This is a genomic window from Bilophila wadsworthia ATCC 49260 (genome assembly GCF_000701705.1).
In the GTDB taxonomy this organism is placed as follows: Bacteria; Desulfobacterota; Desulfovibrionia; order Desulfovibrionales; family Desulfovibrionaceae; genus Bilophila; species Bilophila wadsworthia.
Window position 1 is genome coordinate 1 of the sequence record NZ_JNJP01000007.1, and the last position, 18,607, is coordinate 18,607.

Consider the following 18,607-nt stretch of genomic DNA (forward strand, 5'->3'; position numbering starts at 1 on the left):
AGGGCACGCATCACAGCACGCGCACCGTCTTTCGTGGTCAGGGCGGCATGGTGCTTCTCCTGTGCCGGAGCCAGCGCCCCGCGCAAATCCCGGCAGGGATCGCTCTTGGCTTTTCCCGTGGCCACTGCCCTTCGGAAAATCTGCGAGCAAATCCCCAAAACCCGATTTGCCGTCTCAATGACACCCCGCTTCTCCAATGATGTCAGGATACCCATGATCTCGATGGGGGTTATCTCCGACAGTGAGCGTTTGCCCAAGCGTGGGATCAAGTATTCGTCAATCCTGCGCCGCACCAGCCCCTTGTAGTGCTCCGACCACAGCACAGAGTACAGGGAGTACCACTCCTCCGCCATCGCCGCAAAAGAGTTCTCCGCCGCGCGGCTCTCTCAACCTTCTCTTCCTTGCGGGCCTGTGAAGGATCCACCCCGGATACAAGCAACTCCTTCGCTGCTGCCCGCCTGTCACGGGCCAGCTTCAGGGGTACTTCGGGGTATATTCCAAAACTCAGAAGCTTTTCCTTTCCGTTCCACCGATAGCGCCATCTCCACCGCTTTGATCCGGTCGGCGCAACCTCTATGTAAAGCCCCTCTGAATCGTATATCTTGTAGGGCTTATCCGTGACCTTAGCCTGTTTGATTTTTGTGTCTGTCAGCATAGGGAACTCTGGGGTATGTGGGGTATCCAACTGGGGTATGGATTCCCCACTTGGTGAAGATCCCCTCGAATATACCCCAAAAAAGAGTGAGCTGACAAAAGATAATATGAGACGATATGAGACTTCGTGAGACGAAAGAGAGGGAAAAAAGTAAAGGCTCCTGAGACGTTATGAGTCGTCAGGAGCCTTCATGAGATACAAATATGGCGGAGAGGGAGGGATTCGAACCCTCGATACAGTTTTATCCGTATACCCGCTTAGCAGGCGAGCGCCTTCGGCCGTCTCGGCCACCTCTCCGTGGAAATGACGTTCAATGCGTCGTTTCGTGGATTCTTCTAGCGATTCTTCCCGTACCTGTCAACCGTTTTTTCGATTTTATCGTTCCCGGCGATCAATCAAAAATGCCGGGGAGCTCTACCATGATAGAATAACTCTTGTCGTAACCATCGTAATTATACCGGCCTATAATGCGGTAACATTGCGCCGAATAGGCAATATCAATACTTTGATCGTAGGTTTTTCCGAACGTTCCACCTTGGCGCATATTACGGTAGTCATCAAACCTGATAGACCACTCAGGCGTCAAATTGATCGTCAAGTCATTGTGGATAAGCCGCAAATCCGAAGTAAGCTGGACATTGTTCCAGTTTTCATACTGGAATTTTTTTCTGTAGTCGTAATACTTATCACGGAAGCTCATACCGGTGTACCATGATATCTTATCCTTGTAGCGCAGATTGATATCATGATCATGGCGTGTAACTTGTCCATCATACGCCGAGAAATACGTTTTATCATGATACCCGAGCCACGGCCAAGGATAGATCTCGAAATCCGAAACAATATCCATGAATGGCCTGCGCCCATATTCATCCCGATACCGATCCCGGCGAGCCTCTTCAAAGTCGTAACCGCTCTCAAGCCGCCAGCGCAAAAGATCCTGATAAAAAGTACTGCGCCGGGCTTCCTGCTTATCCCCCTCTCCGGTTACCGAAACAATGGAACCCTTCCGCGTTACAATATTGGTGATGGAGTACGTCAGTTCATCCCGGGGCAGGATTCTATCCTCCATCAAATAGAAAGGATTCTTTTCTTGGTCAACATGCGGCGTGCGGGAATACCGGATACGCGGCTGGATTTCGTGACGAACCGCCGTCCACATTTTCTTTCCGGCGTTTTCAGGTTTGAGCGGAATGCTCGATTCGTCTCCAAGCTGCCAGATGCGGCTGGCTTCCGTATACCCTTGGATGTCCATATCGATCATGGTACGGGATTCGCCTGTCTGACGTGGGGAAGCCGAATTGTCCATGTACATGGCCAATGGGCTGGTATGCTCCTTGCGATCCGTATTGTAGTAGGTCTGACGGAGCCCGACCGTACCGATGACGGAACCAAAACCAAAATCGAGAGGAACAGAGAGCTTCGGATAGATTTCCGTACGCCCGCCGGTTGTTCCCGAAGCACGGTACATATATCCGGACTGGAACTGCGCTTCCAGTTCCAAGGGAATCTGCGGAACGATTCTTCCCTTATACAGGAACAAGTCAAGCTGCGGCAGGCGCTGGACCAGTTCATCCTGGCTTTGCGCCCTGTTCCCGTGGCCGAGGGCAGGATCCTGCTCATACCGCATACTGGCGACGATGCCCACGCGCTGCCAATCATTGCTCACCAAAGCGGCGCTCACGCGGTTTTGATCGTCTTCCTGCAAATCACGCCCAAACATCCTGAACAAATTGTCACGGGTCCTGTCAAAACCTGTAGGCCCTTGGTTGAACTCACGAAGAAAGTCCTGATCCGAAACATAATCGATATTGGAGCGGTAACGCCACGTGGAGGCCCCAAGGAATCCGTCGGCCATTCCGCGCAACCAGTACCGATCGTTGTTGGTACGCAGCGTTTGCTTATTTTCGCTTACCCGGCTCGTCCCTGGAATCGCCACGGTATCCTTATCGTAGATGCCGGTGGCGGCGAGCCATGTCTTTTGATCCGTAAATTCGTTCGCCCGATATTCGACACTGAGCGACGGCCCGATCTTCGTCATCCAGCCACCGTAGAACGTCATATCATGGCTTTCATCAATGGCCCAGAAATACGGCTGGGTATAATAAAAGCCACGCTTATCGCTGATGCCGTAGTCTGGCGGCAACAACCCGGACTGGCGAGTTGTCTTTGCCGGCAATACCATGAAGGGGCTGTAAAAGATTCCCGTATTTTTTACGTCAAAAGTCGAGTGGAAAAGCTGGGCATAACCGTCAATCTCCACGACGGCCTGCTCGGCATTCATTGACCACGCGGGACTGGTTCCGTCGCAGGTCGTCACTTTTGCCTTGTTGAAGGTATAGCGATCACCCCAATGCTTGATGATCCGCGAGCCGCTGAAATAAATGTGCGGTCCCTCCATGAAAACATGGCCATTCGTCAGCCAGCCGGTTTTGGAGTGCAGATCAAACTCGGCTTCATCTGAATGGATGTCGTCCTTGCCCATGCGGACGAACACGTTGCCTTTCAGATAAACCCAGTTTGTCGCGGAATAGTACCGGGCGAAATCAGCTTTCAGGATGTCGTTTCCCCGCTGAAGGACAACCCCGCCCTGCGCCTCAACGATGGTATTGTCGCTGAGCGTGACCAGTTTGTCCGCCTCAAGATTCCACGAAGCCTCCTTCGTGTCTTCCATCGGTATGGTGAGCACATCCGTAGCGGCATACGAATGGACCGGCGAACAAAGAAAAAGCGCCAGCAGAGCTATGGGCGCGCAAACCGTTTTTGTCACAAGCCGGAACATTCCGCGAGGCAGGGGCACAATCATGGGCACGGTAAACTTCCTGTTGCATCCAGCGTTCGGACGCACTATAAAAATGCTCCGCACAGGAGCGTGTTTAAAAGGATAACTCCGCAGCAACGTTTCTTTTGTATCACTCGAACCAATTGCCGGGCGCTATCCCGAAGCCTCTCAATGCCTGCCTCCCTCGCGGGGGTGCCTTTTGAAAAACAACGCGGCTTCATGCTCTGGTTCGTGCGGAGTGTACTCTAGCCCATTTTTCAAACAAAAAAAACCCTCGGTTATTCCCCGCCGCCGGGGGGCGGCGAAAAAAAGAGGATCCTTTTTCCGATTCATCCATAACTTTCCCGAGATACGAAATGGGGGATGTTTCCACGCCCGTTTACCGTCCAGAATCCTTGTCCCTGTTTTTTCACCAGCAAAGCGCTTGAGCGTGGAGGTCCCATGTTTTTGAGCAGTGCCATCATCACCGTCCACCTTGAAAACCTTAGGCATAACCTGAAAACACTGCTGGCCCGCCACCCTTCTCTCATGCCGGTCATCAAGGCCGACGCCTACGGGCACGGCGTCGTCGCCGTGGCGCGCGTGCTGGCGGAAGAAGGGATACAGCATATGGCGGTGGGTTCCGTGGGGGAAGGCGCACTGCTCAGGCAGGAAGGGCATACGGCTTTCCTGCTCGCCCTGATGGGACTGGCAAGGGATGAAGATACGGCTCTTGCCGCGAGCTACGACATCACGCCGCTGGTCCATAGCCGGGAAAGCCTTGAGCGGATCCTTGCGCAAAGCCATCTGACGGGACGGGCGAAGCCGTTGACGGTTGCCATCAAATTCGACACCGGCATGTCCCGGCTGGGGTTCCGCGTGGATGAAGCGGCGGAGCTGGCCGACTATCTGCGTACGCTCAAGGAAGTGCGGCCCGTGCTGATCATGTCGCACCTCGCCGCTTCGGATACTCCGGCACTCGACGATTTCACCCACGAACAGGCGCGCCGCTTCCACGAAGCGACGGAAAGCATGAAGGCCGTTTTCCCGGGCCTCAAAACATCCCTGACAAACTCTCCGGGCCTCCTCTGCTGGCCGAGCTACGTCGGCGATCTGGCCAGACCCGGCGTCACGCTCTACGGAGGAAATCCGCTTCACGGCACGGATAGGGCCAAGCTGGGCATGGGCCTGCTTCCCGTCATGGAGATGGCGGCTCCCGTGCTTTCCGTCCACCCCGTCGTGAAAGGTGCCACGGTCAGCTACGGCTGCCTGTACACCGCCCCCAAAGACATCAGGGCGGCCGTCGTCGGGGCCGGCTATGCCGACGGCTACCCGCGTTCGCTGTCCATGCGCGGCTCAGTCCTGATCCGGGGACAGCGCGCCCCTATCCTTGGGCGGGTGTGTATGCAGATGTGCATCGTCGACGTGACCGATATCCCGGGCGTCGAACCCGGCGATACGGCTTATCTGCTGGGGGGCTCGGGCCCGCTGGCCATCCGGCCCGAGGAACTTGCCGAATGGTGGGGGACCATTTCTTATGAGGTATTCTGTGCGCTAGGCCGCAACCGCCGCGTAAGCGAGAAAAAGTTCAGCGAATACAGTAACCGGCGGGCCTAAGCTTCAGCTTCTGGTGCGGCAGGGCTCCCCGCCGCACCGTTCAGCGCTGGCAGCAGTAGCCGCCTTCCACACCTTCCGGGCTCAGCACGATCTGCCAGAGCTGGATGTCACGCGCCCGGAAAGCGCCCGCGCAGCTTAAAAGATAGTACCGGTACATGCGGCGTACGCGCTCGCTGCACTGGAAAGCGCCTTCCGCATAGCCTTCCTCAAAGCGCTGGTGCCATGCCATGAGCGTCTTGTCGTAATCGGCGCCGAAGTTGTGCCAGTCTTCCATGACATAAAGCCCGGTGATGGCCTTTGCGACGCAAACGGGAGAGGGAAGCATCCCGTTGGGGAAGATATATTTATTGATCCACGGATCGGTTCCCGTCTTCTTCTTGCTGTTGCCGATGGTATGCAGCAGGAACAGCCCCGAAGGTTTCAGCAGCCGTTTGGTCGTCTTCATGAAAATATCGTAATTTTTCCGTCCCACGTGCTCGAACATCCCCACGGAGACGATGCGATCGAACTGCCCTTCCATGGAACGGTAATCCTGCAGCAGCCAGTTGACGAGATGCCCGGCATCGTGTTCCCGGGCATAGGCCAGCTGTTCCGTGGAAATCGTGACCCCGGTGACCTTCACCCCGTATTCTTTGGCCATATATAAGGAAAGGCCACCCCAGCCGCACCCGATGTCGAGCACGGACATCCCTTCCTTGAGATCCAGCTTCCGGCAAATCAGATCCATCTTGTTGCGCTGCGCCTCGTCCAGCGTCTCGGCATCCTTCCAATACCCGCAACTGTAATTCATCGTAGGCCCGAGCATACGCGCGAACATGGCATTGTCCGTATTGTAATGCTGTTCCGCGACCATTGGGGCCCTGGCTACGCTTTGCAGGTTGAACAGGAGCTGGCTCGCCACGATCAGCGCGTTGGGCAGGTTGCGCCGTACCTTATCCTCCAGATGCGCGTGAAGGGCCTTACAAAACATCACATCCAGCTGGTCGCAGTCCCACCAGCCCTCGAGATAGGCCTCGCCCGCTCCGAGCGTCCCCTCCCGAAGCACCCGTTTATACAGGCCTTCATTATGAACCCGGATATCCCAGGGACGGTCTCCCCCAACCCGGATATCCGCCTCAGCAAGCATCGAAGTCAAAACGGCTTTTGCATCCATGACTAACCTCCGAAAATATCGCCTTCACACCCCTTCCCGGAGTAAAGGCGGCTTTCCATGATGCACCACGGAATACCCTTTTCTTCAATTATTAGTTGGCGCTAGAATCATTCAACCATAAAAACCTCCTCCATGCGGAGGGACACGAAAAAGCCAAAAAATCCCCACTATTCGGAGAGGCTGTGCGGGCGGCTGAGCCCCTGCCGCCATGATCAAAAAAGAGAAGACGGACAATCCGCCTCCTCTTTATTGTAAGACTGCAACCGCCCTTCGCAAGGGAGATTATTCGTCGTCATCCCCGCCGGTCTTCTCGGGCAGCTTTCCGATGCGCTTCAAGAACTCGTCGCGGCAGTCGTAGCTGCAAAAACGGTGAACCGTCTTGCCGTCCCGAACGGTGATGTTGCTGTCGGAGTCAATATAGGCTCCGCAAACCGGGTCTTTGACCATCTCCCCGGTAGCGATAAGATGTTCCTTTTCCTTCTTGGTATCCTCGCCGCTCTTTTTGCGGTCGTTCATGAACATGCGATACAGGGCATAGCCCACAAGGATGAGGATCAACCATTTCCACATGGTTCAACTCCAGCATTGCCGTTACTGGCGGATGCGGTTCCCTTCCACGGCATGAGCGAGGGAACGCAACGCCTCTCCGGGAGTCCGTCCGTCGGAGAGGAGCAGATTCGGTTCGATATCCCGCAGAGGGACAAGCACAAAAGCCCGTTCCGACATGCGAGGATGGGGCAGAGCCAGATGCGGCGTATCCCAGCGCTCCTGATCAAACAACAAGAGATCCAGATCGATAACGCGCGGGCCGAACCGCATCGCCGGGTCCGACGTCTCCCGGACGCGGCCCAACCTCTTTTCCACATCAAGCAGCATATCCAAAAAATCGGGGGCTGTCATGTCTAAAGCGCAGGATACCTTGAGAACCTGATTGGCGAACCAGGGCTGGTCGCGCATATCCTGCGGCTCCGTAAAATACACGGGCGACGACGCCTCGATTTTCCAGCCCGGCAGGGCCCCAAAAACCTCACGCGCCCGGGCCAGATTCGTTTCCGGTTCGCCCATATTGGAACCCATGCACACATACGCCATATGCCGCTCATTCATCATATCACTCCAAAAGCCGCGACCGGTTTGCGATTCCCCATGCTCTGGTGTATTCTGCGAACATGAAGACGACCACGCGAATCCATGCATCTCCCGTTTCCGACAAGAACGGGCAGTGCCCCGATACTCCGGCAGGTTTTCCCGCCAGACTGGCTTCCCGCTGGCTTGATGGACTCATAGCCGAACGGGGGCTCTCGCGCAACACCGTCGCCGCCTACAGGCAAGATCTGGACGCGCTCCGGGACTTCCTCGACGAGCTGGAAACGCCCCTCAGCGGCCTAGACGACGAAAACATCACGCTGTTCATCGCTTGGCTGCGCAAACGCGGCGACGCGACCCGCACGCTCGCGCGGCGCATTTCGTCCCTGCGCAGTTTCCTCGCATGGTGCGTCGAACGGGGGGAACTGGCCTCCAACCCGGCCGCCCTCATCGACACGCCCAAACTCCCTTCCCTCCTGCCCGACGTGCTGACGCAAGATGAGATCGTCCGGCTGCTCAACGCGCCGGACGCCACCAGCAAGCTCGGGCTCCGGGATCGGGCCATGCTGGAGCTGCTGTACGCCGCGGGTATGCGCGTTTCCGAGCTCATCGAACTGCAACCCATCGATCTGGATCTCCAGCGGGGCGTCGTGCGCATTTTCGGCAAGGGAAGCAAGGAGCGCCTTGTCCCCCTGCATGACGCGGCGGTCATGCGCATGGCCGAATACCTCAAAATCGTGCGCCCCCTCTTCACCCCCGTTGAGGACCGGGTGTTCCTCAACCGCTCCGGCAACGGCCTCTCCCGGCAGGGCGTCTGGAAGCTGGTCAAACGCTACGCGCTGGAGGCGGGCATCCGAAAACCCATTTCCCCGCACACGTTCCGGCACTCCTTCGCCACCCACCTGCTGGAAGGCGGGGCGGATCTCCGTTCCGTGCAGATCCTCCTCGGCCATGCGGACATGAGCGCCACGGAGCTCTATACGCACGTCCAGTCCGAACGCCTGCTCCAGATCCACAGGAAATACCATCCCCGGTCCCAGCACGCCGAGCCCGGCCCGGATGACGCCTCCTCTCCCGAAGACGACCTGTCGTAAGCTGCATAAGGAAACCGCATGAAACCTTCCCTGGCCTCCGCCCCCACCGTCATCACCTGCCACAGCAACGCCGACTGGGATGCCCTGTCTTCGATGATCGGCATGTCCATGATCTACCCCGACAGCATCATGATCTTTCCGGGCAGCATGGAAAAGCCGCTGAACCAGTTCTTCAACGAAACCGCCGTATTTCTGTATACCTTTAAAAATATAAAAGAGATCGATCACGCCAGCGTGAAGCGCGTCGTCGTCGTGGACACGCAAATCCGTTCCCGCGTGCCGCAGGTGCAGGATCTGCTCGATCTTCCCGGCGTGGAGGTGGAGGTATGGGATCACCACCCCACCCCCTACTCCGGCGAAAAGAACAAGGTCATCAATGCCGACGTGACGCACATCGGGACCACGGGCTCCACCTGCACGCTTATCTGCCAAGCCTTGCAGGAACGGGGCATCACCCCGGCCTGTCAGGAAGCCACCTTTCTCGGGCTCGGCATCTACGGCGACACGGGCGCGTTCACCTACACGTCCACCAAGCCGGAAGATTTCCTTGCGGGGGCATGGCTGCGCCAGCACGGCATGGATCTGCCCTTCATCGCTGATCTCGTCCAGACGGGCATGACCAGCGTCCACATCAAGGTTCTCAACGAACTGCTCGACTCCGCCACCGCGCACGAAATCGGCCCTTACAGCGTGGTCCTCGCCGAAGCCACGCTGGACAGCTTCATGGGCGATTTCGCCTACCTCGCCCAAAAATTCATGGAGATGGAATCCTGCAACGTCCTGTTCGCCCTCGCCAACATGGAGGAAAAGGTACAGGTCGTGGCCCGCAGCCGCGTGGACGCCGTGGACGTCGGCCAGATCTGCAAGGCGCTCGGGGGCGGGGGGCACCGTTTCGCGGCGTCCGCTTCGGTCAAGAGCATCCCCATCCCCGAACTCAAGGACGCCATCTTCCAACAGCTGTACATGCAGGTAAACCCGAACAAGCAGGCGCGGGATCTCATGTCCTCGCCCGCCGTCGGCATTGAGGACAGGCAGACCATCCGGGAAGCGGAACAGCTCATGAACCGCTACGGCCTCAAGGCCGCTCCCGTCTTCCGGGCGGGGACGCGCCATTGCATCGGCTATATGGAATGCCAGACGGCTTCCAAGGCTATAGCCCATGAACTGGGCGACATGCCGGTTTCCGAATACATGCAGCGCACCATCCTGACGGTCCCGCCGGACGCCCCTCTCCAACGCCTCATGAAGATCATCGTGGGCGCGCACCAGCGGCTGGTTCCCGTCGTCGAAAAGAACGAGGTCATCGGCGTGGTCACCCGCACCGACCTCATCAACATGTTCGTCGAGGATCCTTCCGGCGTGCCCATCCCGGTCAACACCAGCGCACGCGAACGGAATCTGGCGAAACTGCTGTCCACCCGGCTCCCACAGCCCATGCTGCACATGCTCCACAGGGCCGGGGAACTCGGTGACCGCCTGCAGGTCAGCGTCTATGCCGTGGGCGGTTTCGTCCGCGACATCATGCTCAGCCGCCCCGCCGTGGAGTTCGACGACGTCGATCTGGTGGTCGAAGGCGACGGCATCGCCTTTGCCAAGGCGCTGGCGCAGGAACTTGGAGGCCGCGTCCGCGAGCACCGGACCTTCATGACGGCCCTCATCATCTATCATGACGAAAACGGCGAGGAACAACGCCTCGACGTGGCCACGGCGCGCCTCGAATACTATAAATACCCCGCCGCCCTGCCCACCGTGGAGCTCTCTTCCATCAAAATGGATCTGTTCCGCCGCGACTTCACCATCAACGCAATGGCCCTCCGCCTCAACAAGGGGCAGTTCGGCTGCCTCGTCGACTTCTTCGGCGGCCAGAGCGACATCCAGCGCAAGACGATCCGCATCATCCACGCCCTGAGCTTCGTGGAGGATCCCACCCGCATCATCCGGGCCGTGCGCTTTGAGCAGCGGTACGGCTTCCACATCAGCACGCAGGGCGAAAAGCTCATCAAGAACGCCCTGTCCCTGAACCTCGTGGAAAAACTGTCCGGCGCGCGCATCCTGCACGAGCTGAACCTCATCTTCCGCGAGGACGAACCGGAAACCTGCCTGCGCCGCCTCAACGAACTCGGCGTACTGGCCGCAATCCATCCGAGCCTCGTCCTGAACGCCGACAAGAACGAACTCCTCGACTCCCTGCGCGAAGTCATCGACTGGTACCGCCTCCTCTATTTCAAGGAAACGCCGGAACTCTCCACCCTGTACCTCATGGCCCTGTGCAGTGCCGTCCCGGCCATCGAGACGGCGGACATCCTGCACCGCCTCGGGCTGACGCCCACGATGCGCGAAGAAATCCTCAGCCTGCGGGAAAGCGTGCGCATGACGCTGGTGGAACTCATCAACTGGCACCGGGATACGCAGAAGAAGGGGCAGGCGGAACAGTCCGTAAGCCGCTTGTGCGCCCTGCTTGCTCCCCTGCCCCTCGAAAGCACGCTCTACCTGATGGCCCGCTCCGACAACGAGGAAATCAGCAGCAGCGTTTCCCAGTACATCTACAAATGGCGGCAGATCAAGGTGGACATCAACGGCGACGACCTGCACCGCCTCGGCCTGGAGCCCGGGCCGCAGTTCGGCAGCGTAATGCGCATGGTCCTCGCCGCAAAGCTGGACGGGAAGGCCGAAACGAGAGAAGCGCAGCTGAAACTGGCTGAGGAACTGATCAGGAAAGGATTTCCGGGAAACGGGACGGCGGGCGCCGCCCCGAAGAAGCCGCGCTGAAGCCTCCTCCGCAAGCGGGAAGGGCTTGCCGTGAGCGCCCTTGCCGTGTAGAAGAGGAAAAACGATTTTCACTCAAGATAAGGAAGCTGTCGTATGACACATCCTCTGTGGGCCCCGTGGCGTATGGACTATATTTTGGGGCCGAAACCGGATTCGTGCGTTCTGTGTCTCCCTCCCGATGATCTTTCCCATGACGAGGAACGGCTCGTCCTGTACCGTGGCAAGACCGCTTTCGTCATCATGAACAAATTTCCGTACAACAACGGGCATATCATGGTGGCTCCCCTGCGGCACGTCATGGATCTGCCGCTTCTGGCGGCGGAGGAATCGACGGAAATCATGGAATTGCTCAAGCAGTGCACGACCATTCTCAGGGAGTTTTTCAAACCGCAGGGCATCAATGTAGGCCTCAACCTCGGCGAAGCCGCCGGAGCGGGCATCCGCGACCACCTGCATTTCCATCTCGTCCCCCGCTGGAATGGCGATTCTTCATTCATGGCCGTGATGAGTGAAACGCGGGTCATCCCCGATCATCTGGCTTCGACCTATACCAAACTCAAACCCCTTTTCGCCCGGTTGCGCCCGGGCCAACCCGCATGAGGAGAGGTCTATGCGTTACATCAAAGTGCTGCTGCTGGTCATTCTGTTTTTCCTGGTCATGATGTTCTTCGTGCAGAACCAGAGTGCGTTCTCGCAGGCCGTCGCGCTGAAACTCGACCTTCTGTTCCTCCCTCCGGTCGAATCCGCTCCTCTGCCCTTCTACACCCTGCTGATCATCTGTTTCGTCCTTGGCGCCCTGTGCATCCTCGCCATGCTGATGTGGGACCGGGTTTCCCTGTCCGCCAAGCTGACGATGGCCAACATGCGTGCCCGCGGCTTTGAAAAGGACGTCGCCAAGGCCCTCAAGACCAACGAGGCCCTTCAGAAGAAGCTTGACGCCGCCGAAGCCAAGGCCGCCCAGCTCGCCGAAGATGTCGAAAACGCGAAAAAGTCCGCTTCAGCGCTCACCGAACAGGCGTAACCCTTAATCTTTCATAATGCCCACGGATGGTCCCTCGCGGGACCGTGCGTGGGCATTATTGCAGCATATGAGCCAACAGCCCGCATCTCCCCGCCTTACTCCTATGTTCGAACAGTACCTCCGCATCAAGGAGGGCTATCCTGACGCCCTGCTCTTTTATCGCATGGGCGACTTTTATGAACTTTTTTTCGAGGATGCCGAAGTCGCCTCGCGTGAGCTTCAAATCGCGCTGACTTCGCGCAATCCCAACGCGGAAGCCCCCATTCCCATGTGCGGCGTCCCGTGGCATGCCGCCGAAGGCTACGTCAGCCAGCTCCTGAACAAGGGCTACAAGATCGCCTTCTGCGATCAGGTCGAAGACCCCAGAGCCGCCAAGGGGCTTGTCGAGCGTGCCGTCACCCGCGTCTACACGCCCGGGACCGCCGTCGAGGACGTCAGCCTCGAACCCAAGGGGCATACTTATCTCGGGGCCCTGTTCTGGAGTGCCGACACGGATCGCGGCGGGTTCGCGTGGGTGGACGTCTCCACCGGCTACTGGGCCGGGCTGCACGTCAAAAAGAGTCAGGAACTCTGGCAGTGGGCGCAGAAGATCGCCCCGCGCGAACTCCTGTTGCCGGAAGACGCCGACGTCCCGGCCTCGCTGCACCTCACGGACATTCAGGCCGTCCGCGTCCCGCTGCGGAGCCATTTCGACTACAAGCGTTCCGCCGAGCGCGTCCTTGCCGCCCAGTCCGTCGCCGAACTGGGAGCCTTGGGTCTGGAAGGCCGCAAAGAGCTGGTGCAGGCCTGCGGCGCACTGCTCGCCTACCTGGAACAGACGCAGATGCAGGATACCAAACATCTTGCGCCGTTCGAGCCTCTGGATCTCGGCCAGCACCTCCTCATCGACGACGTTACGGAGCGCAATCTGGAACTGTTCCGCCGCCTCGACGGGCGTAAAGGCGTGGGTACGCTGCGCCATGTGATCGACTCCACGCAGACGCCGATGGGCGGCCGCCTGCTTGAGGAGCGCCTGCGCAACCCTTGGCGCGAGCTTGCGCCCATTCAGGAAACGCAGGATGCCATTGCATGGCTTATCGCACATCCCGAAAACAGGAAAAAGCTGCGAGAAACGCTTTCCGGCGTTTATGATCTTGAGCGGCTGTCTACCCGTATCGCCCTGAACCGGACCTCCCCCCGGGACATGCTGTCGCTCAGGCAGAGCCTTGCGGCGCTTCCTCCGGTCAAGTCCGCTATCACGTCCTCCGATGCCGATACGCCCAGAGTGCTCCGCTCCATTACGGAACATTGGGATGATCTCGGCGACCACGCCGCCACGCTGCAAAAAGCCCTTGCCGACGATCCGCCGCAGTTCATCACCGAAGGCGGGCTGTTCAAGCAGGGCTACAACGCCGAACTGGACGAACTGCTGGATCTTGTCGAGCACGGGGAAAACAGGGTCAAGGCGTTGCTCGACGAGGAGCAGAAAGCCTCGGGCATCAGCAAGCTCAAGCTTGGCTACAACCGGGTCTTCGGCTACTACTTCGAGCTGTCCAAAGCCGTTGGCGGCACACCTCCCGAGCATTTTATCCGCAGGCAGACGCTGGCCAACGCCGAACGTTTCACGACCGTCCGCCTCAAGGAACTGGAAGAAAAACTGCTTTCCGCCGCCGACCGGCGCAAATCGCTTGAGTACAAGCTGTTCCAGCAGCTTCGCGGGGCATTGGCGGAAGCCCGCCCCCGCATCCTGTTCATGGCCGACATGCTGGCGCAGCTGGACTATTGGCAGTCGCTGGCGGAAACGGCGGTGCGCCACAACTGGTCGCGCCCCGTGCTCCATACCGGGCAATCCATCACGATCAGAGAAGGACGTCACCCTGTCGTCGAGGGCATCATCGGGGAAGCCGCGTTCGTGCCCAACGATCTTCATATGGATGAGGACAGACGGCTCTTGCTGATCACCGGCCCCAACATGGCCGGTAAGTCGACCGTGCTCCGCCAGACCGCGCTGATCTGCCTCCTCGCGCAGATGGGCTCTTTCGTCCCGGCCCGGGAAGCGCAGCTTGGCCTGTGCGATCGCATCTTCTCCCGCGTGGGCGCTTCGGACAATCTGGCGCAAGGCCAGAGTACGTTCATGGTGGAGATGATGGAGACCGCGCGCATCCTGCGTCAGGCCACCAAGCGCAGCCTCGTCATCCTTGATGAAATCGGACGCGGCACGAGCACGTTCGACGGGCTGGCTTTGGCGTGGGCGGTTGCTGAAGAGCTGGCAAGGCGGGCCGGGGGCAGCATCCGAACCCTCTTTGCCACGCATTACCACGAACTCACGGCACTGGAAGGCAAGATCCCCGGCGTGCACACCATGAACATCGCCATCCGGGAATGGAACGGGGAAATCGTCTTCCTCCGCCGCCTGATCCCCGGACCGTCCGACCGGAGCTACGGCATCGAAGTTGCGCGTCTGGCGGGCGTCCCACAGCCCGTCGTCCAGCGGGCCCGGGAAATCCTCGCCCAACTGGAGCAAAACAAAGGCTCCTCACCCGTCCGCCAGGTCATGCCGAACCTTCTGCCCGGCATCCAGCTTCCCGAGTCCAAGCCCAAGAAGGCCGTCGAGGAAGTCGCCGTTGCGGAACCGGAGCACCCGTTGCTCGTGGCGCTGCGGGACACCAATCCCGATGCCCTGACCCCTCTTGAGGCCCTGAAACGAATCACGGAATGGAAACTTTTATGGGGAGGCCCAAAGCAATGAAAACATGGATCACGCCGATACTGTGCTGCCTGCTGCTGATCGCGGCGGGATGCGGCAAGAAAGGGGATCCGGTCCCCCAAGACAAGAAAAACCTTTTCTCGTGGGAAAGCGCTGATGCCGCCCTCACCGGAAACGGCTGCCTCGCCATCTCCGCGCTCATGAAAGGCGCGGCGCGCAACGTGGACGGTTTCTCCATCGAGCTGGAGCCGCTGGCCGCGTCCGCCGATTCCACCCTGCCGAAGGAATTGCAGACGCCGCAGGATACCTGCGAAGGCTGCCCCTTCACCCCGCGCGAAACGCAGGAACTGACGCCGCAGCAAGCCGTCCCCACGGATTCGGGAACGCGGTTCGCGTTTACCTACTGCCCGCAAACCAAGGCGGCGGCGTACCGCTGGCGTCTGGTGGCTCGGAACGTCTTCATGGCCTTCCCCTACGCGCTGACCCCTGTGAAGACCGTTCGCTAGATCAGATTCCTCGAAACACTCTGAAAGTATCAGTGAGGGAGCCTTTTTCTCAGGAAAGGCTCCCTCACTTCCCCTAAAAACCTTACAAAAAGAAACGCCTCTACCTCCCTCCAAAACCTTTTGTGCATACCAAAAGCCTGCTCGCAGTTTTCCGGCACAAACGGCCTTTGGAGCAAGGCCATCAAAAAAAGAGGATAGTTTTAACCATCCCCTCTTATATTGAAAACGCGGCAAAGCCTTCATCAAAAAGGACCTGCCGCGTTTTTCTCTTATGGCGCTTAAAAATGCTTCCGCCAGATTCCGCCGTAGGGGAAATTTCCGCCTTCGCCTTTGGAAGCCTTCCCCAACAGAGGCTCTGCGAAAAAATCCCATTCCCTGATGGGGCATCACACTGTTCAGACACCCCAAAAACCGACCAGCTGCAACAGCCACATGACCAGCAGCGCCTGCAGACCCGCCATGACATCATCGATCATGATGCCGTAGCCTCCGGGCAACCAGCTCTCGGACGCATGGACGGGCCACGGCTTCCACATATCGAAAATACGGAATAAGACGAAGGCAATGCCGATTTTCGCCCAACCAGGATCGGAAAACGGCAACAGGACCAGCCACATGCCGAGCAGTTCGTCGATAACGATCTCCCCCGGATCCTTGTAGCCGAGTATCTGCTCGCCACGGGTCGCGGCCATCCCGCCAATCCAAAACACGAGCACGAGCACCACAATCCGGGCGACGAACGGCAGCGGGATGAACAGAAACGGAGCCAGAACCGCCGCCAACGCGGAACCGCATGTCCCCGGCATGATAGGAGACAGCCCCGCAAAACCGAGCCGGCAAAAGGCGAGTATCAGTTTATCCATTACAACCCTCTCTATGCTTTGGCAGGAAAACGCCCGCACGAGAACTTTTCCCCTTCGGGACAGTACCGCAGCCGCTCGCACTTGGCACCAGCCAGGCCAAACACCTCGGGCAGCACGCCCCGGCACAGCGCGAGCATCTCGTCCGCAACGTGCCGGATTTCCCACTGCGCACGGCGGCAACAGCGGTGCTCAAAGAAATTCAGCAACGCGCGGCAGTTCATGGTCACGACAATGTTGCTCGCCGTGGCCTGCGGCAGGACAAAACGCGCATCCTCATTCGCCTTGGACCCGGTCCGACCTGCTTCTTCAAGCAATCCTTTAAGATCCCGGTAAGCGGAACCAATTTCCCGCATGATCCCTTCAAACCGCGCCAGCGCTTCCGGATTTTTCTGGATCTCCGGCGGGATCAGATAGTCGAAATCGGAACCGTCCACATAGCGCTGGCTCTGCTGCGAATATGAGGCGATACGGTGGCGCACGAGCTGATGCGTCAAGGCGCGGGACACGCCGCCGAGCGCAAAGGTGAAACTGACGTGCTCAACCGGGCTGGCATGGCCGGACTCCATGATGGAAGCCACAAACTGAGCCTGCTTTTCGCGGCCAATGTCCCCGGCGAGCAGGCGGGGCCACATATCGGCCACAAATCCGGCGTGATAGCATTGACGAAACGCCGCATACACCAAGGAAAGCGGTTCCGGCGTATGGGCAAGCAATTCGACACGAGGTTGGACTACGGGCATATGGTCTCCGGCTATCCGAGCATATTTAAATGTTTATACGCTTTCGCCGTAGCCATCCTGCCCCGTGAGGTGCGCTTCAAAAATCCACATTGAATAAGATACGGCTCGTAAATATCCTCAATCGTACGGACTTCTTCGGAGCAAGCCACGGCCAGCGTCTTCACGCCCACGGGCCCTCCTCCATAAATGTCCACAAGGACGCGCAATAATTTACGGTCCATCTGGTCCAGCCCGTTCTCGTCCACATCCATGCGCCGGAGCGCGTGAGACGCCTGTTCCTCGTCCACCACGCCGGAACCGTAGACGGCGGCAAAATCGCGCACGCGCCGCAGCAGCCGGTTGGCGATACGCGGCGTTCCCCGCGAACGGCGGCCGATTTCCAGCGCGCCGCCCTCGGTGATCGGCACCCCCAGAATACGGGAGGAACGGATGACCACGCGGGACAGCTCCTCAGGCGTGTAGAACTCCAGACGGCTGATAATGCCGAAACGGTCCCGCAGCGGAGAGGAAAGCAAGCCGATGCGCGTCGTGGCGCCCACGAGCGTGAACGGCTCCAGATCGATTTTGACGGTGCGTGCGGCGGGCCCCTGCCCTATCACCAAATCGAGTTTGTAATCCTCAAGCGCCGGATACAGGATTTCCTCCACGGCAATGGGCATCCGGTGGATTTCGTCCACAAACAGGATGTCGTGTCGGGACAGATTGGTCAGGATGGCCGCCAGATCGCCGCTCCGTTCCAGCACCGGGCCGGACGTGCAGATCAGGTTGACCCCCAATTCCGCCGCCATGATCTGGGCGAGCGTCGTTTTCCCGAGGCCGGGGTTTCCGTAAAAAAGGACGTGATCCATCGCCTGCCCGCGTTCACGGGCGGCGTTCAGGAAGACGCGCAGATTGGCCCTCAGCTCCTCCTGTCCGATGAAATCCTCCAAACGGGAAGGACGGATGCTTTCGTCACCGGGAGAGCCGGAGTCAGGAGCCGACAGTTCTTTCGCCAAGTCTGCGGGGGGAAGGAATGATGGCGTATTAGGAGAATCGGACATTACTTCTGCCGTTCGCGGGCAAGGGCTTTCAGGGCCGCACGGAGGGCTTCGCTGACTTCAAGATCAGGCTCCTCGTGCAGGATGTTCTTCAAAACGGGTGCGGCTTCGGCTTCGGCATAACCAAGCCCTTCGAGACCCGTCAGCGCGTCGCGGTAGACGCTTCCGGGCACGCCCAGCTGCAACGAGGCCGCCGCCGGCATGTCCTCAACCTTCAACTTATACTTGAGCTCAAGGAAAATATGCTGGGCGCTCTTCTTGCCGATACCGGAAACCTGCGTGAGCGCAAGCACGTCGTCCTCAAGCACCAAGCGCCGCAGGTCGTCGGGGCGGAACGCGGAAAGGATGCCGAGGGCCGTCCGTGCGCCCACTTTGGAAATGGACGTCAGCACAATAAACGTCTGCCGTTCGTCCCATGTCTCAAAACCGAACAGTTCCTGCGCGTCCTCCCGGACGATATGGCAAATGTAGAAACGGACATGGCCGCCGCGTTCCGGCAATTGAAGCCGCGTCTGCTGCGGCAGGTAGACTTCATAGCCGACGCCGCCTTCCGTGACGACGACGCAAGCGTTGGCGCACACTTCCGCCAACCGCCCTTCTATATAAGCGATCATGGGGT

Annotated in this window: 17 protein-coding genes and 1 tRNA gene; 7 read left to right on the forward strand and 11 right to left on the reverse strand. The window is 58.9% G+C overall.

Features of this window, described 5'->3' with window-relative positions; genetic code table 11:
- The 4 genes from T370_RS26255 to T370_RS0104795 all read right to left on the reverse strand — a co-directional run.
- Positions 1-353 (reverse strand): tyrosine-type recombinase/integrase (locus tag T370_RS26255; RefSeq protein WP_428829476.1); only part of this gene is annotated, 353 nt, incomplete at its 3' end.
- Positions 266-655 carry an Arm DNA-binding domain-containing protein gene (locus T370_RS25930; RefSeq protein WP_248604211.1) on the reverse strand — a complete coding sequence of 130 codons (390 nt, stop codon included), beginning with the start codon at positions 653-655 and terminating at the stop codon, positions 266-268. The genes T370_RS26255 and T370_RS25930, both read right to left, overlap by 88 nt.
- Before the next feature lie 204 nt (positions 656-859).
- A tRNA-Ser gene (locus tag T370_RS0104790) sits at positions 860-952 on the reverse strand.
- 94 nt (positions 953-1,046) lie between these two features.
- Positions 1,047-3,461: an LPS-assembly protein LptD gene (locus T370_RS0104795; protein ID WP_248604215.1), complete on the reverse strand. Its 2,415-nt coding sequence runs from the start codon at positions 3,459-3,461 to the stop codon at positions 1,047-1,049.
- A 417-nt stretch (positions 3,462-3,878) separates the two neighbouring features.
- Here T370_RS0104795 and alr point away from each other — a divergent pair, with 417 nt between their 5' ends.
- Complete coding sequence (alr, locus tag T370_RS0104800) at positions 3,879-5,033, forward strand: alanine racemase (RefSeq protein ID WP_029434934.1); 1,155 nt, start codon at positions 3,879-3,881, stop codon at positions 5,031-5,033.
- A gap of 40 nt (positions 5,034-5,073) precedes the next feature.
- Here the strand turns inward: alr and cfa are convergent, their stop codons facing one another.
- The 3 genes from cfa to folK all read right to left on the reverse strand — a co-directional run bounded on the left by cfa (position 5,074) and on the right by folK (position 7,278).
- Positions 5,074-6,186 (reverse strand): cyclopropane fatty acyl phospholipid synthase, encoded by a 1,113-nt coding sequence (cfa, locus tag T370_RS0104805; protein ID WP_005027343.1) that lies wholly within the window; start codon positions 6,184-6,186, stop codon positions 5,074-5,076.
- A gap of 282 nt (positions 6,187-6,468) precedes the next feature.
- On the reverse strand, positions 6,469-6,756 hold the full coding sequence (locus tag T370_RS0104810; RefSeq protein WP_005027345.1) for a hypothetical protein: 288 nt from the start codon (positions 6,754-6,756) through the stop codon (positions 6,469-6,471).
- A gap of 21 nt (positions 6,757-6,777) precedes the next feature.
- Positions 6,778-7,278: a 2-amino-4-hydroxy-6-hydroxymethyldihydropteridine diphosphokinase gene (gene folK, locus T370_RS0104815; protein WP_248604212.1), complete on the reverse strand. Its 501-nt coding sequence runs from the start codon at positions 7,276-7,278 to the stop codon at positions 6,778-6,780.
- A 77-nt stretch (positions 7,279-7,355) separates the two neighbouring features.
- On the opposite strand from folK, the gene xerD reads away from it, so the two are divergent.
- The 6 genes from xerD to T370_RS0104845 all read left to right on the forward strand — a co-directional run bounded on the left by xerD (position 7,356) and on the right by T370_RS0104845 (position 15,348).
- Entirely contained in the window at positions 7,356-8,366 is a 1,011-nt protein-coding gene (xerD, locus tag T370_RS0104820) for a site-specific tyrosine recombinase XerD (protein WP_029434936.1), read from the forward strand.
- Positions 8,367-8,384: 18 nt separating this feature from the next.
- A complete protein-coding gene (locus tag T370_RS0104825) occupies positions 8,385-11,135 on the forward strand; it encodes a CBS domain-containing protein (RefSeq protein ID WP_029434937.1) in 2,751 nt (916 codons plus the stop codon).
- Positions 11,136-11,228: 93 nt separating this feature from the next.
- On the forward strand, positions 11,229-11,735 hold the full coding sequence (locus tag T370_RS0104830; protein WP_005027354.1) for an HIT family protein: 507 nt from the start codon (positions 11,229-11,231) through the stop codon (positions 11,733-11,735).
- A 10-nt stretch (positions 11,736-11,745) separates the two neighbouring features.
- On the forward strand, positions 11,746-12,156 hold the full coding sequence (locus tag T370_RS0104835; protein ID WP_009367972.1) for a hypothetical protein: 411 nt from the start codon (positions 11,746-11,748) through the stop codon (positions 12,154-12,156).
- A 67-nt stretch (positions 12,157-12,223) separates the two neighbouring features.
- A complete protein-coding gene (gene mutS, locus T370_RS0104840) occupies positions 12,224-14,884 on the forward strand; it encodes a DNA mismatch repair protein MutS (protein ID WP_034505785.1) in 2,661 nt (886 codons plus the stop codon).
- Positions 14,881-15,348 carry a hypothetical protein gene (locus tag T370_RS0104845; protein WP_009367969.1) on the forward strand — a complete coding sequence of 156 codons (468 nt, stop codon included), beginning with the start codon at positions 14,881-14,883 and terminating at the stop codon, positions 15,346-15,348. The genes mutS and T370_RS0104845 overlap by 4 nt, the downstream gene beginning before the upstream one ends.
- Before the next feature lie 395 nt (positions 15,349-15,743).
- Here the strand turns inward: T370_RS0104845 and T370_RS0104850 are convergent, their stop codons facing one another.
- The 4 genes from T370_RS0104850 to ruvA are packed head-to-tail and all read right to left on the reverse strand — an operon-like array spanning position 15,744 to position 18,602.
- Positions 15,744-16,211 (reverse strand): phosphatidylglycerophosphatase A family protein, encoded by a 468-nt coding sequence (locus T370_RS0104850; RefSeq protein WP_029434939.1) that lies wholly within the window; start codon positions 16,209-16,211, stop codon positions 15,744-15,746.
- 11 nt (positions 16,212-16,222) lie between these two features.
- Positions 16,223-16,951, reverse strand: coding sequence for an FAD-dependent thymidylate synthase (gene thyX, locus T370_RS0104855; RefSeq protein ID WP_029434940.1), 729 nt, complete (start codon positions 16,949-16,951; stop codon positions 16,223-16,225).
- Positions 16,952-16,962: 11 nt separating this feature from the next.
- A complete protein-coding gene (gene ruvB, locus T370_RS0104860; protein ID WP_009367967.1) occupies positions 16,963-17,991 on the reverse strand; it encodes a Holliday junction branch migration DNA helicase RuvB in 1,029 nt (342 codons plus the stop codon).
- Entirely contained in the window at positions 17,991-18,602 is a 612-nt protein-coding gene (gene ruvA / locus T370_RS0104865; RefSeq protein WP_005027369.1) for a Holliday junction branch migration protein RuvA, read from the reverse strand. Before ruvA ends, ruvB begins: the two co-directional genes overlap by 1 nt.
- Between the last annotated feature and the right edge of the window lie 5 nt (positions 18,603-18,607).

Coding starts and splice junctions, on each gene's coding strand:
- T370_RS25930 (WP_248604211.1), bottom strand. CDS start 655: ATGCTGACAGACACAAAAATCAAACAGGCTAAGGTCACGGATAAGCCC.
- T370_RS0104795 (WP_248604215.1), bottom strand. CDS start 3,461: ATGATTGTGCCCCTGCCTCGCGGAATGTTCCGGCTTGTGACAAAAACG.
- alr (WP_029434934.1), top strand. CDS start 3,879: ATGTTTTTGAGCAGTGCCATCATCACCGTCCACCTTGAAAACCTTAGG.
- cfa (WP_005027343.1), bottom strand. CDS start 6,186: ATGGATGCAAAAGCCGTTTTGACTTCGATGCTTGCTGAGGCGGATATC.
- T370_RS0104810 (WP_005027345.1), bottom strand. CDS start 6,756: ATGTGGAAATGGTTGATCCTCATCCTTGTGGGCTATGCCCTGTATCGC.
- folK (WP_248604212.1), bottom strand. CDS start 7,278: ATGGCGTATGTGTGCATGGGTTCCAATATGGGCGAACCGGAAACGAAT.
- xerD (WP_029434936.1), top strand. CDS start 7,356: ATGAAGACGACCACGCGAATCCATGCATCTCCCGTTTCCGACAAGAAC.
- T370_RS0104825 (WP_029434937.1), top strand. CDS start 8,385: ATGAAACCTTCCCTGGCCTCCGCCCCCACCGTCATCACCTGCCACAGC.
- T370_RS0104830 (WP_005027354.1), top strand. CDS start 11,229: ATGACACATCCTCTGTGGGCCCCGTGGCGTATGGACTATATTTTGGGG.
- T370_RS0104835 (WP_009367972.1), top strand. CDS start 11,746: ATGCGTTACATCAAAGTGCTGCTGCTGGTCATTCTGTTTTTCCTGGTC.
- mutS (WP_034505785.1), top strand. CDS start 12,224: ATGAGCCAACAGCCCGCATCTCCCCGCCTTACTCCTATGTTCGAACAG.
- T370_RS0104845 (WP_009367969.1), top strand. CDS start 14,881: ATGAAAACATGGATCACGCCGATACTGTGCTGCCTGCTGCTGATCGCG.
- T370_RS0104850 (WP_029434939.1), bottom strand. CDS start 16,211: ATGGATAAACTGATACTCGCCTTTTGCCGGCTCGGTTTTGCGGGGCTG.
- thyX (WP_029434940.1), bottom strand. CDS start 16,951: ATGCCCGTAGTCCAACCTCGTGTCGAATTGCTTGCCCATACGCCGGAA.
- ruvB (WP_009367967.1), bottom strand. CDS start 17,991: ATGTCCGATTCTCCTAATACGCCATCATTCCTTCCCCCCGCAGACTTG.
- ruvA (WP_005027369.1), bottom strand. CDS start 18,602: ATGATCGCTTATATAGAAGGGCGGTTGGCGGAAGTGTGCGCCAACGCT.